Origin of the sequence: Bariatricus massiliensis, from assembly GCF_900086725.1 — a bacterium.
Taxonomy (GTDB): Bacteria; Bacillota; Clostridia; order Lachnospirales; family Lachnospiraceae; genus Allocoprococcus; species Allocoprococcus massiliensis.
The window spans coordinates 303,753-321,914 of the sequence record NZ_LT574837.1; the positions used below are offsets into that span (position 1 = coordinate 303,753).

The 18,162-nt window shown below is 43.7% G+C and carries 21 protein-coding genes; 1 reads left to right on the top strand and 20 read right to left on the bottom strand.

Translation table 11 applies throughout. From position 1 onward, the window contains the following. Positions 1–13: 13 nt before the first annotated feature. From BN6465_RS07555 to BN6465_RS07605, 11 genes are all read right to left on the bottom strand, one after another. Positions 14–571: a CD3072 family TudS-related putative desulfidase gene (locus BN6465_RS07555; RefSeq protein ID WP_029467334.1), complete on the bottom strand. Its 558-nt coding sequence runs from the start codon at positions 569–571 to the stop codon at positions 14–16. Between the two features lie 70 nt (positions 572–641). Beyond that, positions 642–1,124 carry a GNAT family N-acetyltransferase gene (locus BN6465_RS07560; RefSeq protein ID WP_025641480.1) on the bottom strand — a complete coding sequence of 161 codons (483 nt, stop codon included), beginning with the start codon at positions 1,122–1,124 and terminating at the stop codon, positions 642–644. A gap of 232 nt (positions 1,125–1,356) precedes the next feature. Next, positions 1,357–1,494: a hypothetical protein gene (locus BN6465_RS07565; RefSeq protein WP_044955039.1), complete on the bottom strand. Its 138-nt coding sequence runs from the start codon at positions 1,492–1,494 to the stop codon at positions 1,357–1,359. A gap of 43 nt (positions 1,495–1,537) precedes the next feature. Next, positions 1,538–1,870: a DUF3795 domain-containing protein gene (locus BN6465_RS07570; RefSeq protein WP_025641478.1), complete on the bottom strand. Its 333-nt coding sequence runs from the start codon at positions 1,868–1,870 to the stop codon at positions 1,538–1,540. A 76-nt stretch (positions 1,871–1,946) separates the two neighbouring features. Further along, positions 1,947–2,699, bottom strand: a complete 753-nt coding sequence (locus BN6465_RS07575) for an inositol monophosphatase family protein (RefSeq protein WP_025641477.1) — start codon at positions 2,697–2,699, stop codon at positions 1,947–1,949. 97 nt (positions 2,700–2,796) lie between these two features. After that, the gene (locus tag BN6465_RS07580) at positions 2,797–3,258 is read right to left on the bottom strand and encodes a GNAT family N-acetyltransferase (protein WP_044955026.1); all 462 of its coding nucleotides are present in this window, start codon (positions 3,256–3,258) and stop codon (positions 2,797–2,799) included. A 67-nt stretch (positions 3,259–3,325) separates the two neighbouring features. Continuing rightward, the gene (locus BN6465_RS07585; protein ID WP_025641474.1) at positions 3,326–3,928 is read right to left on the bottom strand and encodes an alpha/beta fold hydrolase; all 603 of its coding nucleotides are present in this window, start codon (positions 3,926–3,928) and stop codon (positions 3,326–3,328) included. Positions 3,929–4,006: 78 nt separating this feature from the next. After that, entirely contained in the window at positions 4,007–4,768 is a 762-nt protein-coding gene (locus BN6465_RS07590) for an MBL fold metallo-hydrolase (RefSeq protein WP_025641472.1), read from the bottom strand. 103 nt (positions 4,769–4,871) lie between these two features. Continuing rightward, positions 4,872–5,240: a hypothetical protein gene (locus tag BN6465_RS07595; protein ID WP_025641470.1), complete on the bottom strand. Its 369-nt coding sequence runs from the start codon at positions 5,238–5,240 to the stop codon at positions 4,872–4,874. 45 nt (positions 5,241–5,285) lie between these two features. After that, complete coding sequence (locus BN6465_RS07600) at positions 5,286–5,750, bottom strand: VOC family protein (protein WP_066733218.1); 465 nt, start codon at positions 5,748–5,750, stop codon at positions 5,286–5,288. A 137-nt stretch (positions 5,751–5,887) separates the two neighbouring features. Continuing rightward, positions 5,888–6,403, bottom strand: coding sequence for an SLOG family protein (locus BN6465_RS07605; RefSeq protein ID WP_025641466.1), 516 nt, complete (start codon positions 6,401–6,403; stop codon positions 5,888–5,890). 148 nt (positions 6,404–6,551) lie between these two features. Between BN6465_RS07605 and BN6465_RS07610 the strand changes: the two genes are divergently transcribed. Next, the gene (locus tag BN6465_RS07610; protein WP_025641464.1) at positions 6,552–6,866 is read left to right on the top strand and encodes a helix-turn-helix domain-containing protein; all 315 of its coding nucleotides are present in this window, start codon (positions 6,552–6,554) and stop codon (positions 6,864–6,866) included. Positions 6,867–7,037: 171 nt separating this feature from the next. Here the strand turns inward: BN6465_RS07610 and lepB are convergent, their stop codons facing one another. The 9 genes from lepB to BN6465_RS07655 all read right to left on the bottom strand — a co-directional run bounded on the left by lepB (position 7,038) and on the right by BN6465_RS07655 (position 18,161). Next, positions 7,038–7,436: a signal peptidase I gene (gene lepB / locus BN6465_RS07615; RefSeq protein ID WP_025641462.1), complete on the bottom strand. Its 399-nt coding sequence runs from the start codon at positions 7,434–7,436 to the stop codon at positions 7,038–7,040. Positions 7,437–7,511: 75 nt separating this feature from the next. Further along, positions 7,512–8,069 carry a sigma-70 family RNA polymerase sigma factor gene (locus tag BN6465_RS07620; RefSeq protein WP_025641461.1) on the bottom strand — a complete coding sequence of 186 codons (558 nt, stop codon included), beginning with the start codon at positions 8,067–8,069 and terminating at the stop codon, positions 7,512–7,514. Next, positions 8,066–8,539 carry a DUF3268 family zinc-finger domain-containing protein gene (locus BN6465_RS07625; RefSeq protein ID WP_049947341.1) on the bottom strand — a complete coding sequence of 158 codons (474 nt, stop codon included), beginning with the start codon at positions 8,537–8,539 and terminating at the stop codon, positions 8,066–8,068. Before BN6465_RS07625 ends, BN6465_RS07620 begins: the two co-directional genes overlap by 4 nt. Before the next feature lie 382 nt (positions 8,540–8,921). Then, positions 8,922–9,470, bottom strand: coding sequence for a hypothetical protein (locus BN6465_RS07630; RefSeq protein WP_049947338.1), 549 nt, complete (start codon positions 9,468–9,470; stop codon positions 8,922–8,924). Between the two features lie 62 nt (positions 9,471–9,532). Next, positions 9,533–10,666: a Fic family protein gene (locus tag BN6465_RS07635; protein ID WP_025641455.1), complete on the bottom strand. Its 1,134-nt coding sequence runs from the start codon at positions 10,664–10,666 to the stop codon at positions 9,533–9,535. A gap of 222 nt (positions 10,667–10,888) precedes the next feature. Beyond that, positions 10,889–15,412, bottom strand: coding sequence for a SpaA isopeptide-forming pilin-related protein (locus BN6465_RS07640; protein ID WP_066733220.1), 4,524 nt, complete (start codon positions 15,410–15,412; stop codon positions 10,889–10,891). A 72-nt stretch (positions 15,413–15,484) separates the two neighbouring features. After that, a complete protein-coding gene (locus BN6465_RS07645; protein WP_025641451.1) occupies positions 15,485–16,231 on the bottom strand; it encodes a prolipoprotein diacylglyceryl transferase in 747 nt (248 codons plus the stop codon). Between the two features lie 67 nt (positions 16,232–16,298). Beyond that, positions 16,299–16,712, bottom strand: a complete 414-nt coding sequence (locus tag BN6465_RS07650) for a hypothetical protein (RefSeq protein WP_025641449.1) — start codon at positions 16,710–16,712, stop codon at positions 16,299–16,301. Between the two features lie 36 nt (positions 16,713–16,748). Beyond that, positions 16,749–18,161 carry a S1 RNA-binding domain-containing protein gene (locus BN6465_RS07655; protein WP_025641447.1) on the bottom strand — a complete coding sequence of 471 codons (1,413 nt, stop codon included), beginning with the start codon at positions 18,159–18,161 and terminating at the stop codon, positions 16,749–16,751. Position 18,162: the final 1 nt, after the last annotated feature.

Sequence of the window (18,162 nt, forward strand, 5' to 3'; positions counted from 1 at the left end):
ATTTATTTTTCTGCTACTCCTTGACCAAGTTTGACTTAATGAAAGACTTTACTTGATCAAATACATTATCAGTATCTTTGATGCCTAACATAGGAATATTCAAGTTTTCCGCCTTTATTCGATTGCTAAGTTCGCTCATAAATATACCTTTACCGCTTATCTCTTTGTTAAAATCTGATGTGGTTTCCACACCGCAGTTCGGCGAACGATTTGCACCAATAATACCAATTATCTCGAAACCGTAGGCATTGTATTCTATTATTTGTTTCATCACATAATCAACTTGAACCATTAGCATTTTGTAAGATTCCGCTTTTTGCATTTCTTTACGAATACGGGTATTTTCAATAACGACAGGAACATCTGCCCCATCGTTGTTTCCTCTATTAAGCCCTAAACAGCAAAGTTCAGGACATGGCATTTGGACAATACCAATATCAGCATCAAGAAGAATTTTTATTACATCCTTAAAAGCTGCTGGAAAAACGGCTGTTCCATCAGATATTGAATTTTGATTTAATATACAATGCGCTATAAAAATAACTTTTTTGCTTCGACCGTCCTCAAACATAAATTTTCCTCTTTTTAAGCCCGAATTTGTTTTTTTGTGGTGCTACTCTCTGATAAAGCAAAAATTGTCTTTACAATTTCAGAATAGCAATCAGCTCTTCTTCGTACATTTCTCCAGTTTCAACAAATCCAAACGAACGGTATAATTGACTGGCAATTTCGTTCTCAGGTTCATATGACAACCAGCAGTATTCCGCTTTACCACACGGAAATGTTTTTATGAATTCCAATGCAAGCCTGACTGCTTCCTTCCCATACCCCTTATTCTGATAAATTTTATCTATCATCAATCGCCAGAGATTATAATTGCCTTTTGCTATTATCGGTGCATCATCCCAGTAATCGTCTGTATCAAAACCAATCATCAAAAAACCAATCGGCGTATCATCCTCATATATTCCAAAAGGGAAAACATATCCATTTCCAGTTATGGCGGTATAGGCTTCGATAATACTGATGTCATTGCTTGCCACAAAATTTTTCTGCTTTTCAGATACACAAAGTTTCAAAATATCCCATACATTTTTCCCATTTATCTTCTCCAGTTTAAGCATATTCACATCCTCACAAATTCTAATTAACCACTCATTCAAGAACCTTTGCAATTGTTCCACAAACTGCCCAATATGCAGACCATCTACAAAAGAATGATGTGCCTGTACTCCTCTAGGTCTACTTTTTCATTATCGTCTCTGCGTAAAATCTTCTGGCAAAAAATCTAACTGTTCGTCTGGAACACCAAGTGATTTTGCATATTGTATCATTTCATCCCACCCGTCTTTATCTTCAGCAAATCCATGTTTCAAGTGTGGCCTCGACAGCCACAACTTCGTTCAGCATTTTTTCGTAATCTGCAAGTTCTTTGATAAACTGCAGGATCAACAAAGTATCTTTCCGTTCTGCATTTCTAAAAGTTAAATTCATTTGTGATATCCTCAATAAAACGAAAGTTGTCAGATTGTCCTGTTTATCCTTTCAGGTTTTCCAAAGCTTCGGGAGAATGTGAGATAATCTCTCCAACAGTCTGACATTTTTCCATATCCGGACAGTCACCGCATGTCGTCACATCTTTTTTCAATGCACACTGACGAATTCCGCAAAGACTATCGCAGAATACAGTTTTAATTCCATCAACACGACATCCTTCACAATTGATATGTTCAGGCAAAATGGGAGCATGATTTAACTCTGCCCACCGTTTTGCAGTTTTCTCACGCAACGCCTGATCGTCATTGATTGTTGCAAGATATGCGTCGCATTTTCCACAATCCAGCCCACAGTATGCAATCATATTTCTCATGCTTATGTACCTCCTAAAGCCTTATACCCTATAAATGTTTTCATATACTTTTCTCCGAATACTGATTTCTTACCCTTTATATTAACTTTAGCAGTTCTGTATGGATATATCCGTTTGTTCCCACAACGCTGCTGCCTTTCCTCGGATCAAGCGGTTTCCCCGTAAAATCAGTTACCCGGCCTCCAGCCTCCTGAATCAACAGCATACCGGCAGCATAATCCCAGGGATTCAGATATATCTCGAAATAGCCTCCCTGTCTGCCGCAGGCGGTATAGGCCAGTTCCAAGGCAGCAGAGCCAATCCTGCGGACATCCTGGCACTGGCCGAACACTCTGCGAAACCGGGCAAAGTTTTCATCGGCCAGCTCTCTTTTTGCTGTTCCAAGTCCAATCATCGTGTCGGATAGTTTTTCTGCGTTTGATACATGTATGGGCTGTCCATTTAGGAAGCTGCCTTTTCCTTTAACCGCTGAAAACACTTCTTCATGGAAGGGATCATACACGATCCCCATAACAATTTCCCCCTGGCGGCAAAGGGCTAAAGATACAACGCTATGCTGATAATCGTGCATAAGGTTGGTAGTCCCGTCAACCGGGTCTAAAATCCAAAAGCTATCCGCTTTTATTTCCTGCAATCCAGTTTCTTCTCCGAGAAATTGAATATCCGGCGCAAGGGCAAACAGCTCCTTCTTTAAGAAATTTTGCACTGCAATATCTACCTGCGTTACGTAGTCTGCAAGACCTTTCTCTTTTACATGAGCGGCCATTTCACGGTTCTTTATGAACTCCTGCGTCTTTGTTACTAAACTGATAATTTTCTGAATATCCATATACATTTCCTCCATTGGCTTCAACTACTTGGTTACAAAACATCGTTAGAAAAAAGGGTTGAAAGAACTCAGCAAACTGGAATTTCTCTGTGTCAATTTACAATTCTTTTCCCATACAAAGAGATTCCGGCATATCTACATACGCACCATAATTAGGAATTTGCTTAAATCCTAACTTTGAATATACATGACAGGATTCCGCTAAAAGTTCTCCTGTTTCCAAAATCATTTTCCTATATCCCAGTTCTTTCGCCCACTCTATTAGTTTAGAAACCAGCTCTGTTCCTATGCCCTTTCCTTGTTCATCTGGTATGACAAACACTCTTTTTAGCTCTACTGTATTTTCATCATAAGAACGTATCGAACCACCACCAATCGGATTATTGCCTCGATAAACAACTATCGCTTCGTTTATTTTATCAATTAAGTTATATTGAGCGTACTTATCTCGTTTAATTATTTTTCCAACTCGCAAATCTAAGTCCTCATCAAGCAACCTGCAATTTTCTATAAAATCTTTGTTATTTCCATCGCATCTTAAAAATATAATTTCGCTCATCTTTATTTTACCTCCAAAAAATCCCGATTTTTCACTCTCTGTACCTTCCCGAAAAACGGGAAGGTATTTATTTGGCAGATTCGTTTATCCACTCATCAAGAAATTTCATTTGTTCTTCAGTATGAAACCAATGCTCTCCATTTTTCATGATAGAAAGTGTTGAATTAGTTCTCTGTGCAAATTCAAATATCGTTCCATAAGCGGTAAGATTATCTTTTTCACCATACAAAATATGCGTTGGGATTTCCCATGTAACAGGATTTTCTCTTACATAGCAAAGATAATCCCATGAAAGGGTCTCTCCAAAGGTTGTCTGAATTTCTTTTTTCTCTTTGAGTTCATCTTCTGTAACATTTGCCCAAATCATCATATCAGCAATGAGCCTTTCCATATCTACAACGGGCGAAATAAAATATGCTTTTTCAATCTGCTGATTTGATAAGGCATTGATAGCAAAATATGCTCCAATGCTATTGGCGATTATTTCAACTGACCTGTAGTTTTTACAAATCGAACTAAAAAGTAATGGAAATTCTTCTTTTGCTTCCCATGGAAACTGTGCACTATAGTCAAGACCAATCACATCACAATCACTAAAGAGCGGTTTGTAATGAATAGCTTCTTCAGCATTTCCACCTTTTCCATGTATATAAATAACTGCTTTATCCACAATAGTTGTCCTCCACAAATTTTAATTGAATAAAATCTCTGCGCGATGGTCTGCCAGGGCTGTGGCGCAAATTGGAAGTTATAGCCATATCCCCCAATCACCATAGTCAAACTTGCCGCTTCCATGGTGCAGTTTCCCGGCAGTCTTTAGCTGCTCTAGTGTGTCCCGCATACGACATAAGATTTCCGACTGGACATCCAAGGAATGATGAGCGGGGAACACTCTTTTAACAGGCAAAGACGCAACCTTTTTCAACGAGGTGAGATATGCCTCCGGATCAGTGGATGGATAGTAGGCAAATAATACATCTTTATATACCAAATCGCCAGTAAAAAGATATCCTGTATCTTTTTCCCAGAAACACAGGTGTCCTGGCGAGTGTCCAGGGGTGTGCAGTACCTCAATCTGCCGTCCACCAAGATCAATCATATCATGGTCGGCTACAATCCTTGTCGGCGTTCCCTGGAAGAACTCATAAGAACCGACATCAAATCCGTCTGGTAAATCACAGCGATCAACTACCATCTCCCGAATTGTTTCCATCGACAGGGGAAATTTACCGTTTAGCCAATCTAATTCAGCAGCGTGAGCGTAGAAATTAGGAAAATATTTGTGACCTCCAATGTGGTCCCAATGAATGTGTGTTGCAACTGCCGTAATAGGCTTATTTGTGAATTTTATAACTTCATCGTATATGTTTGAAATGCCGAGTCCTGTGTCAATAAGTAGGCTTCGCTCGCTTCCATTTAATAAATAGCAATGCGTTTCTTCCCAATGTCGATATTCACTGATAATATAAGTATTATCATCTACTCTATCTAATGTAAACCAGTTATCCATAGCCTGCATACTCCCTTCAAATTCCGATTTTTTGTTCTCTGTAACTTCCCGATAAACGGAAATTTGTCATTTTCGGTTCGGTTTTCTTTTGATTCCGATTTATTTATTCACCTACCGTGATTTTTACACTCCCTTTTGCCTTTTCTCCTGTTACAGTTACTGTATATGTTCCACTTTCTTTTACTTCAACATCAAATTCTTCCGAAAAGAAGATGCTTTCACTTTCAGCGATAGGTTCATCATCATTTTTCTGAATTTTATATGATAAATGACCGTCCTCAATTACAATTCCCACATGAATGGTGTCTCCAGCTTCAACAACTAAATCTTGAGAATCAGTAGTATTAAACGCTGTATATTCCATAATTAGTTGATTGTCATTCCCTGTTCTGCTTCCATTGAAATCTGGTGAACAAGCAGACAGTGATATGATAAGTAACATGACACTAAAAATAGTCATGATCTTTTTCATTATTCTTCATCTCCACTTCTGATTTGTTTATTCGTCCATCATATATTAGCTATTTAGAAGTTTTGTCAAATCCTCCACGGAAGCATCCATTTTCACAGAAACTTCTTCCATGGTCATGCCGGAAGCAAGAAAACGCTTTATCACCATTTTCATATCCTCGCCGACCTCAATGATATGGCCACCCAAATCGTAAAACCGGATCACCCGCTGGCCCCAGCTATGTTCGATCACTTCTCCCAGATATTCGATGTCCGGGTATTCTTTCAGCTTGTTTAGAAAACCGTCAAAGTCCTGTTCCTCAAAGACGATTTCCGCATTGTTAGATTTCTTTAATATCTTTTCTTTCGGCAGATTCACAAGCCAGTCAAAATCCTGCTGCAGTGCCAGGCCGCAGGTAAAAGCAATGTTTCTGCCATAATCCTGGAACACCTCTAATCCAAACAGATCCTCATAAAATTTTCTTGCGGCGTTAATATCAGCCACAGATATAAGCATACATACGTGTTTCATGCAAATACTCCTTTCAAACTGTGGTTTCCCATTTTCATATAAGTTGATTGATTATTTATTCAAATCCAACCGAATTGACACTGGTCTTCACGGTTGAATATTTATTATACCATAGAGCAGCCTGTACCTCCACTTTTTCATTTCCGGTTTTGTCCAAGATTTATCCTGCTTTTGTCCAAGTTTAACCCTACGGGTATTTCCCGCAGTTCTTTCCGAAATTGGTGCGCAAAACGAATCGTCTTAACTGTACCGCCTTTTTCCCGACCGTCATACACTGCAATTACACGGTCTGAATGTTCCACCATGTAACGGTTGCGTTTGGCATAGACATTGGGCCTGTATTCATCCTGAATTACGATAACCTCTGCACAGGCATCCAGAAGGGCGTTTGTATGTTCCTTCTGGCACAGACTGTCCATCCGTTTCCAGTATGGAAGCACCGCAATCAACCGTAGCTCAGGGAAATCCTTTTGCAGAATCACTACAATTTCCGCAAAGTATTGATCCGCACCATTGGCAAATCCGGTCATAAATCCGGTATAACCATCCGAAACCGCCTTTACAATTTCACGCCGCAAAGCATATTTTACCGCGTCTATCTGTTCATCCGGTATATCTCTGTGTCCTGTGACACAACAGGTCTTTTCTTCCATTAGGTTCCTCCGTTTAATAGATTTAATTTTGTATCTATTATCATTATAATAGGTTTATTTTTTCAAGTCAATGCAAATACCCTTTTCCTATTTGCGAATAGAAGCAATGTATGAGGTACAATCTATTACAGAATAGGAGGTGGGTCTGATGTACGAAGAATTCGTTCCGGAACGGCTGGCAAAACTGAGATTACAAAAGGGTGTATCTGCACGCGACATGTCATTATCGTTGGGGCAGGCAAACAACTACATCAATAACATTGAAAACAAAAAATCACTTCCTGCCATGCAGTCCTTCTTCTATATCTGTGAATATCTTGGCGTAACACCAAAGGAATTCTTTGATGAAGAAAATCTTTATCCAGAGACCCTGCAGGAATTTATTGCAGAAGCAAAGAAACTGGATCCCAAATTAATGGCATATATCCTCGGCATTATGAAAGAACTGAACAGCAAGAAGTAAAGTGGTCACACGGATTGGCTGCTTTTTTCTTATTATCTCCTCTGTGTTCCTAAATCCATCCTCAGAACATTCTATATTCATACTTTTTTACCCTGTCAGAGCCACTCCCTCCCTAATTCAAATACATTCTTTTCCATAATGTCTGTTACAGCCTGAAATATGATAAAAAATTTATGGCCAAATCAGTTTCGCCACAATATCCTCTTCCCTCACAAAAGGTTCTTCCCAGTATCTGGAGTCCAGTGAATGCCCTGCATTGTCTCCAAGAACATAATAACAGTTCTCCGGTACTGCCACACTGATTCCATTGTGCTCTATTTGTTCATTTTTTACCGCTGCAATCCGCTTGATCAGCAGCTTCCCGTCATGATGAAAAATAATAATATCACCTGTTTCAAGTTTGGAATAAATCCGGACTCCAACAATATAACTGTCTTTTTTCAATGTCGGTTCCATAGACTCCGTAGGTACATAACCCAACAAAAATATCATCCTAAATAAAATCAATGTAATGATCATAATGAGAAACGGAATTATCCATTTCCATGTGCTCTTCTTCAGTCTACTCATAATTTGCCTCCAAAATAAAAAAAGCGGGATGCTGAAAACCAATCAAGGCTATCCGCATCCCATATGATCTGCCCGTCACCCTTCCAGATGATAGGCATCTGCAAGCTGTACAAACTCCGGCCGGCTCTTCAGGAACTTCCGTGCTTTGGATACCCAAGCACAAACCAATTTTGCTGAAGCATTCATTTTTACTCCAATTTCACTGCTTGTATAACCTTTTGACATCATGCAGATGGCGTCTATGCCTTTACTGGTGGAAGGCGGCGCCTCGGCCTTTGCCTGTTCGAGTATACAATTGATGTCCATACGAAAATCCGATAGTTCCTCCGGAGTTTCCTGTTCTGCTGCAATATATGGGGTCACATCGGAGAGAATCTCCTTCGCCTGTCTTCGGGTAGCATAAACCATGGCATCACAGATCTCATGCCAGATCAGCCGATAGGCATAGGTGGAAAACGTGCCGCCCTTGTCAGTTGCAGCAGCTTTGCATAGGCCAATGCTTCCAATCTGAAAAAGATCTTCGTAGGAATACATACCCACCTGATAAGGGGGCTGTAGCTTATCCTGAATCACTTTATGTATCAGACCGATATTCTTTGCAACCTTTTCCTGTTCTTTTCCTGTCAATATCATGAGGCTGCCACGCCCCCTTCTAATGCTCGAAATCGGTATCTGTTCTTTCCGGATTTACGGCGCTCCATGAGCCTGCGGCTCTCTTCAATAACCTGTTTGCAGTAATATTCCCCCAGATGGCCAATATGTGCTTCCGATAAAGGAGCACAAATTAAGTCTGCCAGCCACTGATAAGCATCCTGTTTGCTCATCATCCCAGACTGGTGCAGCTGGTCAAAATAATGATGTGCTGTCCGCCTGAGGGTGCGAAGTTCATGATTGGCCAGGCTTCCCACTGGGATATTGGTTCCAGCATGGACTCGTACATAAGCGTCACATTCCGGATAACGGCTGCATACATAGAGCATTGTTTTTTTACTGTTATCATGATAAATCCCATCCGCACTCCGATAAATAACCGGACTGCCACAATAAGGGCAACGCATCGAACCTGCCTGAAATCCCTTTCTTTTCTTTTTTTGTTTTTTCATCGTCTTAACCTCCGTTTGGATAAAAGAAAAAGCCGGAAGGTCTGCAAAAAAGCATACAGAGCCAAAGCACTGGAATTTCAATGTCTCATCCAGCAAATTGACTCTGTAAGTATTTAAGCAGCCTTCCGGCTTTAATATTCAAATGACTTGCGTTGTTGTGGATCCGCTCAATGCGCAGAATCCGTAACGGTTCCCTGATTCCCCTGAATCAGGTCTGACGCTATACCACAAACGTACCGAGAGCCTGAACGCAAGTCCCTGCCACGGTTATAGTATAGCAAATTAAAATCCGCATGTCAAGCCTTATAGGAATATTTATTTTAAGTTTTTATATAAATTATTCCTATAAGGGTTTCTCGTGTGTTCCGAAATCAGTCTGAGACTAATCCTCTTCATATTCATCCTCGTACTCAACATCGCTTTCTCTGCGTTTTTTCATCACCTGCATGACGACTAAACTGCCGACAGCCAAAACCATGCCGCCTGCAAATAGTACAAGATGAAGTACCGGGATGCCTGCAACTGTGCCCTTTGAATCTTGCCCGCTATTTGAACCATTGCTTTTCTGGTTCTCACTGCTCTCATTTTGCATCTCCTCTGTTGTGGCAGGGACTTGCGTTGCTTGTGGAGCAGATACAGAGGAATTCATACAGGTCAGCACATAGGCATTGCTGCCACCCAGTTCCATTCTCAGGACACCGTCTTCGCCAACTGCTATGGTTCCAGGGTACATCCCGGAATCCGTTTTCAGCTGAAATTCTACTCCAGCCCAGTCTGCACCGAGCTGAATTTCCAGTTTCTCAGGTTCTATGACCTGCATTTCCGTTCCATCCGTTCCCTGCGGCTCCGCATAGATCGGTGTGGCCGGAATGCAGAGGATACAGATGAGAGAAAGGACTGTCAGAATTCCTTTTAACAAATTTACTTTCATGGTCATTTCCTCCTAAAAAAGGCTGCCCCTTTAAGGACAGCCCATAATAATCATATGAATTTTTAAGTGTCTTTTCGTAAAATATCCAGATATTCCTGATAAGCAAATACCCTGTTTCTGCTTGCGTTGTTGGTCTGCATTAAGATTCCCTCTTTCACAAACCTGCCCACTGCTGCGGATACTGTGCTAAAAGAGAGTCCTAATTCATCCGCTGTCTTCCTAATATCAATAATCGGGTTTTGCTCCAGATAGGAAAACAGTTTTTCTGCTGTCTGCGCTGCACGCCCCATCTGCTTAACAACCGCCTCGTTACGGTCATGCAGAGCGGAGAGCTTATGGATTGCCTCCGTTGCATCCTCAGCAGATTCTTTCACTGCCTGCAGGAAAAACCTGACCCACTGCTCATAATTATCCTTGTTTCTGACTTCACTCATACGGTCATAATATTCGATACGGTTTTTCTTCAGAAAATAGGAAATATACAGAGCTGGTGTTTTCAGGGCTTTTTTCTCAATTAAAAACAAAGTAATTAGAAGTCTCCCTACACGGCCGTTTCCATCTAAAAACGGATGGATCGTTTCAAACTGATAATGAAGAAGAGCCGCTTGGATTAGGATATCCAGCGTATCATCCGAATGGATGTACTTTTCCAAATCCGACATTGCTTTTTGCATGTCTTCTGGGCGCGGCGGAATATATCTCGCATTTTTCAGCGTGCTTCCTGCAGCTCCGATCCAGTTCTGAGAGATCCGGAATTCGCCCGGACTCTTTTCCTGGCCTCTGACTCCCTCCATCAAAACAGCATGGGTCTCTTTAATCAGCCGATTACAAAGCGGCAGAGTTTCTAACCGATTCAGTGCAAATTCAGTAGCCTTGATATAATTGATGACATCCGACACATTCTGGTTTGCATTCTGTTCAACGAGTGGATCCAGCACATCCTCCAGTGTAGCCTGTGTGCCCTCGATCTGGGAGGACAATAACGCTTCCTTACGCACATACATGGAGATAAAAAGGCTCATATTGGGAATGTTAGCAGAAAGAGTGTCCAGTGTAGCCAGTGCTTTTGTCGCCCCAATTAAAGCAGTAATCATATCCGCATCCATCTCCAATAACGGCGGAAGTGGTGCTGGACAAAAAGATTTGTATTCTGCCTCTCCGCTTAAATTCTTGACATATTCTCCCGCTCTTCCCATAAAAGACACCTCCAAGTCAAAATAACACTCTTATTATACCTCTGTTATTTTGATTTGTCAACTTAACTCAAAATAGAGTTTTCATTTATTATTATTTACGTTTTTAAGTCATAATATTCGTCCTCCAAAACTTTTTTTATTTTGATTTCATATCAACATAAAGGTCTAAATTGAGAACCGGGCAGAGAATCTCTGCCCAGTTCCTTTCTGATTTACAGATTCTTACTTCGTATCTTTCTTCTTGCGTTTTTTGGCCCAGAAGATGCTTGTGCCAAGTCCAGCGGCGCTGGCAGCAATTAAGCCAACCCACATCCACGGATTGAAGTCATCGCCTGTCTTTGGTACATCCACCGTAACTTTATCGTTATGAACATTGACCGTCAAGGTTTCATCCTTCACCAACTCTACTGTTACCGGATCCGGACGCTTGTAGCCTGCGCTAACACTGTCTTCCACCTCGGTCACGGTATACTTGCCCACATGCAGGTTCTCAATGAAGATCTCACCGTTTGCATCAGTCTGGAATGTCTTGTCATAATTATCACCGACGATGCGGAAACTGAAGCCTTCCACTTTTCTATCAGAAGAAGTCTTGACAATCTTTAAGTTACCTCTGAACGCCTGATTATAGAAGCCCTTACCGGCCTCATTCTCAACCTCATAGGTCTTCCCGTCGGTATCAATCATGATATAATAGGTATTTTCGTCCAAATAGAAACCATCCGGAGCTGTCTTCTCTTTGATGAGCACCCCGCCGTACAAGAGATCTTTCATCTCATACTGGCCGGGTTCTGTCTCTTCCATTACGCCAAGCAGCTCATCCTCTTTATCAAACTCTTTGTTGCCGTTGGTATCACGATATACTTCAAATACTGCACCACTGAGCTTGTTTTCCGGATAATCCTTGTCAAACTTAGTCAGGTGCAGGTTGCCGCGGATAAATTCATTGGTGATTTCCACTTCAATTACCTGCGCATCTTCGTTGACTACGACCGGGAACTGCTCTGTGCAAAGCACGAAACCTTCCGGTTGCTCAATCTCCCTGATGATCCATTTTCCGAATGGGATATCGTTGAAGGAGAAGGTTCCATCCTCCGCAGAAGTTGTTGCAACGATTGCATTTTCTTCCGTAAACTCTGTAACAGAAGGTGCAAACAGACCAATCTTGGCACCGCCCAGTGTGTCTCCGTTTTCATCGACTTTCTTGCCAGATACCGAACCATAGATCAGCTCATTGACAATGGCTTCACCATCGTTGGCTTTCACCGTAACAAAAGCCTCCTCCTGACTGCCGTAGGAGAATGTGACCGGATACTTCTCATCACTCAAAATGTAATGGGCATCGGTGCTATGTTCTTTCAGGTAATAGCTTCCAAAGGGAAGGTCTGTTTTGACCACGCCGACTCCGTCTGCATCAATGCTTACAACCTCTATGAGACCGTCTGCCGGTATGACAGCGCCATCTGCTGCAGTAATGTCCTCTGCTGCATATAGGCCAAATGTGATATTGGCAAGTTCATTGTTATTGCCGATGCCAAAGACTTCGTTCACCTCAAGCATTTTCTCCAGACTCATCTGGACTTTCTGGCGTTCATTGTAGAATCCCGAAGAAACTTCTGTCACAACAATCTCTTGTCCGGCATATACAAGCTCTACCTGCTTGCTTTCCTGATTGAGTACCATTCCGAAAGGCGCCTGGATCTCACGAATCTCATATTTCCCCAGATAAAGCTCCTTGCTGGATGCAATTCCGTTTGCGGCGGTCGTAATGGTATCGACCACATCGCCTTTTGCTGCTCTGAGCGTTCCGTCTGGAGTATAGATATCCTCTGCAGCACGGATTTCATAGGTTGCGCCCTCAAGCCCGCGGATTTCATAGACTGGCTGGTACATGACCTCTGCACCGTCTTTGTCCACGCCGTCCATTTCCGTAACGGTGGCAAAGACCTCGCCGGTCTTCGTGATATGGATGATGCCCTTCTGAGGCATATTATGCTTTTCTACCACGACCACATCCTGTGTGCCGTCTACCGTGAAAGGCACCGGCTCACTGTCCAGCACATAACCAAAACAGGTTTCTTTTTCAATCAGCTCATACTGGCCGTAGGAAAGCTCGCAAGGAAGCATCAGCCAGCCTTCGTCATTGGTGAAAAATGTGTCGATGGTAACAGGTGTCGGATAATACACTGTCTGAGAGATGATTTCTCCTGTTGACAGATCGCGTACCTGGAAACCGACTCCCGCTGCTGGAATAATCTTTCCAGTTTCTGCATCATGCTTCTCCACGCGGATAAAGCTGGACTGAGTCAGGTTGTTCAGGATATAGGAATACGTCTGCTCATTGGAACGGATAAAGACAGTGAAATCTGGTATGAATGCCTGTCCCTCCATGCCTTCGGTCTGATGAACAATATATCGACCATACGGCAGATCTTTAGAAATGGCAAATCCATCCGCATCGGTAATCAACTCATCTCGTTCCGCTTCGCGGGCATTTTCAAAACTGCCTGCGCTGGCAAGGTAAATCTGGAACTTGGCGTCTTTCTCCGGCTGTTCGATTATACCTTCATGCCCGGAAGCTTCGATTTCGTCCATGGGTATCGGATCCGGCTCATAAGGATTCGTTTCCGCTTCCGTCTCCGGGGCAGCATTTTCTTCTGTACCAGATTCTTCTGTTTCCAGGACCTCTTCATCGCTAACTTCAGGTTCTGCGTTTTCTGTATCAGTCTGGACATTGTCGCCGTTTACAGCTTCCTCAGTCTGGACATCATTGCTGTCTACGGTTTCTTCAGGCTGGTCGTTCCCGCTTACAGCCGCAAGCATTACCATATCCGCTTCCTGTTCTCTCGCTGCAGGTGTACTTTCCGAATCATCCAGTTCCGCATCAATGTGCTTAATCAAACGAATACGTCCCATGATAACCTGTTCGGTAACATCCATCGGAATCTGGTTCAGTTCAACTGTAAAATTGCCAGGCTCTGCCGGAATCGGATAAATGGTTTCATCCAAAAGGTATCCCGGGGAAGGACTGATTTCACGAAGCGTCCAGTTGGAATTACAGATGAAATAATCACTGATAAAAGATCCATCGGCATCCGTTGTGTAAGAAGCGATTAACTCATCACCCTGATACAGACCGTACACTGCCCCTGCCAGACTGGCATCGCCCTGAGCATAGCCGGTTACGCGGTCCGTTTTAACCACTTCAACACGGAATTTCTTCAGGATATTCTCGAAGTTTCTCTTTGTTACCTGTTTCCACTGTATCGGCGCTGTCTGATCGTCCGGTATGACGTAACGGATTGCCGTATCGACCTCTTCGACAGTATAAGGCTCATTTCCGCTAATCAAGACATTCTCAAACTTCGCTACGCCGGAAGCATCTGTAATGGCATACTCATCAACAGGTAACCCCGCAAGGGAAGTACCATACAAATGGAATGTAACGCCTTCCACATAATTGTCTTCTGAAGATTTAATAACCTCCAAAGAGCCACGTTTAAGCTTATTGTTGAATGTTACAGTTGATGTCTGGCCGCTGGCAATGGTAACTTTCTGGGTATCCTGCGGCAGATAGCGGTCTATCGACTGTTCCGTTACCGTATAAGTTCCAGGCATCAGCTGAATATCCACTGTGCCGTCTTTCTTTGTGGTTACAGTCTTATCTACGCCATTACCAGAAATATGGAAACTGATTCCGGATACCACACCGTCTTCTGATGTTTTGCGAATGCGTCCGGTACCATACGTCTCCGTATCAATCTTGAGATAGAACACCACCGGATCCTCAGCTCCACACATCATCGTCTGAAAACCGACACGCCCCCAGATCAACATATCGTTTTTCACACCAGGAACACTCTTCTGCACACTGATAGATACCGGGCTGGTAATCATTTTACTGCTGGTAAAAGTATATTTGTTTCCAGAGCGGCTTACCGTAATCCCATTACTGCTGCTGAATTTCAGATCTGCCATCGTATTGTTGGTATCTGTGAGAGTAAGGGAGTATTTCTTGGTTGCCGGGTCATACTTTAACGTATGTACCTGCGCTGAACTGCTTTTGTTAGAAGCAAAGCTCGGAATGGTCGTATGCTGCGACATCTGACCTAAAATCCAGTTATAACACTGCTCCGCCGGACGGCCCTGGATGGTACGCAGGTAGTTATCCGCACGAATACCTGCCGGGTTTGTATGCAGATCCTGCGGACTGGTTCTGAGTTGCTGCTGATACTCCCACAGAAGAATCTGTGTAGCCACCGCATAGTCATCCTCATTAGCGCCTGATACAGGGGAGCTTTTTCCCGGCTGCCAGCCATACACACTGGTCAGCATAATGCCATACTGGGCACTGTAGGGGAGATTCTGAAAATAAGCGCTGTTCTTTCCGCTCTGGGATCTATATCCGTTATCGGATGTACCGTAACTGATGCCAGACTCAATACAATACACAAAACGGCTCTCCGAACCATTGGAAATCATGTATTTCTTTCTGGCATTTCCGGCAGAGATTGTTTGCACGGAAGTATTACCGTCACTGTCATACACCAAAAAGCTGTATGAGCTTGCGGAATAGTAGTAGTTTCCGTCTGCACTGACATAATAATCGCCATAAAAGGATGACACCGTCTGTCCTTCTGATGGTGTAAAAGCAAAAACCGTCGTCGGTATTAAACCGATGACGGTCAGGAGACTTAATAATGCGGCAAGCAGGCGCCTGCCGCTTTCTTTGATTATCTTCTTCATTAAGGTTTACCTTCCTTTCGATTTTGGGCATAAAAAAAGATCCCCGTATCATACAGGGAGCCAGGCTTATGTTTAGTATAGAAAATAAAATGTATAGCTTCCTCCTCCGTTATCCCGTACATAAATGGTAAAACAGGTAATCTGCGTACTTCCATAGGAAGCAATTGTAGACGGCATAGAGGTTACATAATTTTGAAGCGCCCGTTTCAGGTTATTTCCTTGAAAGGATTCGGACGCTGTTACCGGAGAGGCCCAAGAACAGGTATCCGGCGTACAGGGAGTCCCGTCATCATCCGTAATGTGTGTCAGACCCATGGACTGCCCAAGTGCAATGAGCTCTGAGCGTATGGCTTCCACATCAAACGCATAATCATAGATGGTTTTCGGAGACTCCGGTTCGGCGGCAGGTGCAGAAGTCTCTTCTTGCTTCGGCTCTGCCGGAGGTTCTGTGGGTTTGGTCTGTTCCGGTTGATTTGGTTCCGGCTCTGGCTGCGCATTGTCTGCAGCAGTTTGCCTTGCCTCAGGAACATTTTCCTCTGCCCGATTCTGTGACTCTTTCCCAGACTCAGATTTTTTATCTGTTTCATGAACCGGATCCGGAAGCGATGTCTCCTCTTTCGGCTCACTCTGAGAGACTGGCTTTGATTCTTCTTTTGAAGCAGCTTTCTTCAGATTCTCATCTTCAGGTTCTTTTTCTGTATGAGACTGAGCGGTATGTTTGTTTTCCTGCCCATGGTCAACCACAGTGCTCACATCCTTAGAACAGGCTGTAAATGACAGAAGCATTGCCAGTATCACGAATAAAGCGTATTTTTTCATGATGCATTCCTCCTTTGATCGCTTTCATTTACATTACACGACTGAGTATGGAGAAATACAACACATCTTAACCTGCAAGCTTATAGAACCCACGGTCCGCCTCATCAACGCACCGGTCAAGTATCTCAAAAAAACGCGGCGCATCCAGTTCTGCATCAAGCCACTGAGTTGCACGGTAAGAATAGCAGCCGACCTCATCATTGATGGCATGGCTGCCGAGAATACTGTGCAGATTCAGTTCGTTTGTCATCTGTCTCTGTCTGGCGGTGCTCGGCTTTTCAAGTGCCTTGGCCAGGCAGAATACCAAAAGTGGATGAAGCTCGGAAAACGAAATCTGCAGATAATAATCCCGGTATCCTGCCATCAGGGATATTTCGTCCTGACTTTCGATTTCCAGTTCAGACAGGATCATCTTTCGGGTATGCTCGGCAATCTTTTTGCGCTTCTTCTGCTCAGCCTGGCTGAGATCACAATGGTTCATGGATTTCCTCCTTTCTCTCAGATTGAGTTTCATATATTATCTGGGGGCAGCGATATGTGTGATGGCGCCCCAAATCCTGTTGGAGTCATGGTTGATTCCCAGAATTCTGACGGTCACTCTCGAACCTCTGGGCGGACGGCCGCGCTTGGGATAACTGCACAAACAGTCGATACCGCCATCCAATGCCACAAACACGCCGTTGGTATCCACCATACTGACTGTACCCACATAGCGGTTGCCGACGGAATATCTGCGCAGTGCTTTCTCATATGGGTTTTCCCCAGACTGCTTGACCGAGGCTGTTGCCTTGACATGGTTCCGATCACTGCGGTCCACCTCAAGCACTTTTACCAGGATACGTTGCCCGGGCTGGAAATGCGCTGCTGCGTCCATCCATCTCTGGTAACTGAGTTCCCTGAGTGGAATGTAAATCTCCAGCCCGAAGAGATCCACGAAAATGCCGGCACGAATCACTGATACGATTCTGGCTTCTGCACACACACCTGAGTAAAGCAGATTGTTCCCATCCCTGTCTGTACCCAGATAATACTGCTTGCGTTTTGCCTTCATCGCCTCCAGACGACTCGCTGCCGCAATGCCGGATGACGGATCAATTCCTTTGACAATATAATCCACCTCCGCACCCAGACGCTTAGTAAGCATGTAATGCAGCACGTCCTCCGGAAGCCTGCCACGATAATCCGCTGGCGGTTCTACCGCTTCCTCTGCAGGAATGATGACTTTGAACTCACCGTGGTAAATGACTGCGAAAGAACGGGATGGGTTGTCCTCGGGACGCTCTACGCCCTGAATGGTTCCAGTCAAAATGCGCCCGGTTTTCTGGGATTCCAGCAGATCCAGCAAATCATTTTTGGCTTTTTCAGCATCCGTCTCGACGCTGAGCTGGTCATCAATGGCCAGCACCGGTGTTGTCGGTCTGACAGATACACGCCTTTTTCTTGGCTTAGGCGCCTCCTCGACGCCGTCGGCGATATTTTTTTCCTCGGGATTTGCTTCTGTGTCAGACTGAGTTGTATTTTCCTTGGTCTTCTTACGCCCACGGGGTTTTTTCACCTTTTCCGGCTCAGTCTGAGAAACATCCTCCTGAGAGGACTCTTCGCCTAACGCGTTTCCTGAAGGGATATCATCTCCGGGAGAATCTGCATCGGTCTGGGAAGATATTTTCTCTTCCGGCTCCGAAGGCGGCTTCCCATCAGCCATTTCCATATCAGTCTGAGGGAGAATCCCACCTTCAGGATCTGCATCTCTGAATTCCTCTGAAGAGACATCCTCCAGGGAATCCTCTATATCAGTCTGGGGCAGCTCCGTATCCGGGGAGTCGTCTTCAGGCTGGGACATCTCCTCAAGTTCCGGATTCCCATCAGTCTGAGGGGTTGCTTCCTGCAAAATTTCCTCACCGGGAAGCTTTTCTTGTTTTTTTGTTGCCATA

Bases quoted from the DNA above. Each gene is read 5' to 3' on its own strand.
- BN6465_RS07560 (WP_025641480.1), bottom strand. From the start codon at position 1,124: ATGCTTAAACTGGAGAAGATAAATGGGAAAAATGTATGGGATATTTTG.
- lepB (WP_025641462.1), bottom strand. From the start codon at position 7,436: ATGAGTAGACTGAAGAAGAGCACATGGAAATGGATAATTCCGTTTCTC.
- BN6465_RS07645 (WP_025641451.1), bottom strand. From the start codon at position 16,231: ATGAAAAAATACGCTTTATTCGTGATACTGGCAATGCTTCTGTCATTT.
- BN6465_RS07590 (WP_025641472.1), bottom strand. From the start codon at position 4,768: ATGGATAACTGGTTTACATTAGATAGAGTAGATGATAATACTTATATT.
- BN6465_RS07580 (WP_044955026.1), bottom strand. From the start codon at position 3,258: ATGAGCGAAATTATATTTTTAAGATGCGATGGAAATAACAAAGATTTT.
- BN6465_RS07555 (WP_029467334.1), bottom strand. From the start codon at position 571: ATGTTTGAGGACGGTCGAAGCAAAAAAGTTATTTTTATAGCGCATTGT.
- BN6465_RS07650 (WP_025641449.1), bottom strand. From the start codon at position 16,712: ATGAACCATTGTGATCTCAGCCAGGCTGAGCAGAAGAAGCGCAAAAAG.
- BN6465_RS07625 (WP_049947341.1), bottom strand. From the start codon at position 8,539: ATGAAAAAACAAAAAAAGAAAAGAAAGGGATTTCAGGCAGGTTCGATG.
- BN6465_RS07600 (WP_066733218.1), bottom strand. From the start codon at position 5,750: ATGAAACACGTATGTATGCTTATATCTGTGGCTGATATTAACGCCGCA.
- BN6465_RS07635 (WP_025641455.1), bottom strand. From the start codon at position 10,666: ATGGGAAGAGCGGGAGAATATGTCAAGAATTTAAGCGGAGAGGCAGAA.
- BN6465_RS07640 (WP_066733220.1), bottom strand. From the start codon at position 15,412: ATGAAGAAGATAATCAAAGAAAGCGGCAGGCGCCTGCTTGCCGCATTA.
- BN6465_RS07610 (WP_025641464.1), top strand. From the start codon at position 6,552: ATGTACGAAGAATTCGTTCCGGAACGGCTGGCAAAACTGAGATTACAA.
- BN6465_RS07630 (WP_049947338.1), bottom strand. From the start codon at position 9,470: ATGAAAGTAAATTTGTTAAAAGGAATTCTGACAGTCCTTTCTCTCATC.
- BN6465_RS07605 (WP_025641466.1), bottom strand. From the start codon at position 6,403: ATGGAAGAAAAGACCTGTTGTGTCACAGGACACAGAGATATACCGGAT.
- BN6465_RS07595 (WP_025641470.1), bottom strand. From the start codon at position 5,240: ATGAAAAAGATCATGACTATTTTTAGTGTCATGTTACTTATCATATCA.
- BN6465_RS07620 (WP_025641461.1), bottom strand. From the start codon at position 8,069: ATGATATTGACAGGAAAAGAACAGGAAAAGGTTGCAAAGAATATCGGT.
- BN6465_RS07565 (WP_044955039.1), bottom strand. From the start codon at position 1,494: ATGAATTTAACTTTTAGAAATGCAGAACGGAAAGATACTTTGTTGATC.
- BN6465_RS07570 (WP_025641478.1), bottom strand. From the start codon at position 1,870: ATGAGAAATATGATTGCATACTGTGGGCTGGATTGTGGAAAATGCGAC.
- BN6465_RS07575 (WP_025641477.1), bottom strand. From the start codon at position 2,699: ATGGATATTCAGAAAATTATCAGTTTAGTAACAAAGACGCAGGAGTTC.
- BN6465_RS07655 (WP_025641447.1), bottom strand. From the start codon at position 18,161: ATGGCAACAAAAAAACAAGAAAAGCTTCCCGGTGAGGAAATTTTGCAG.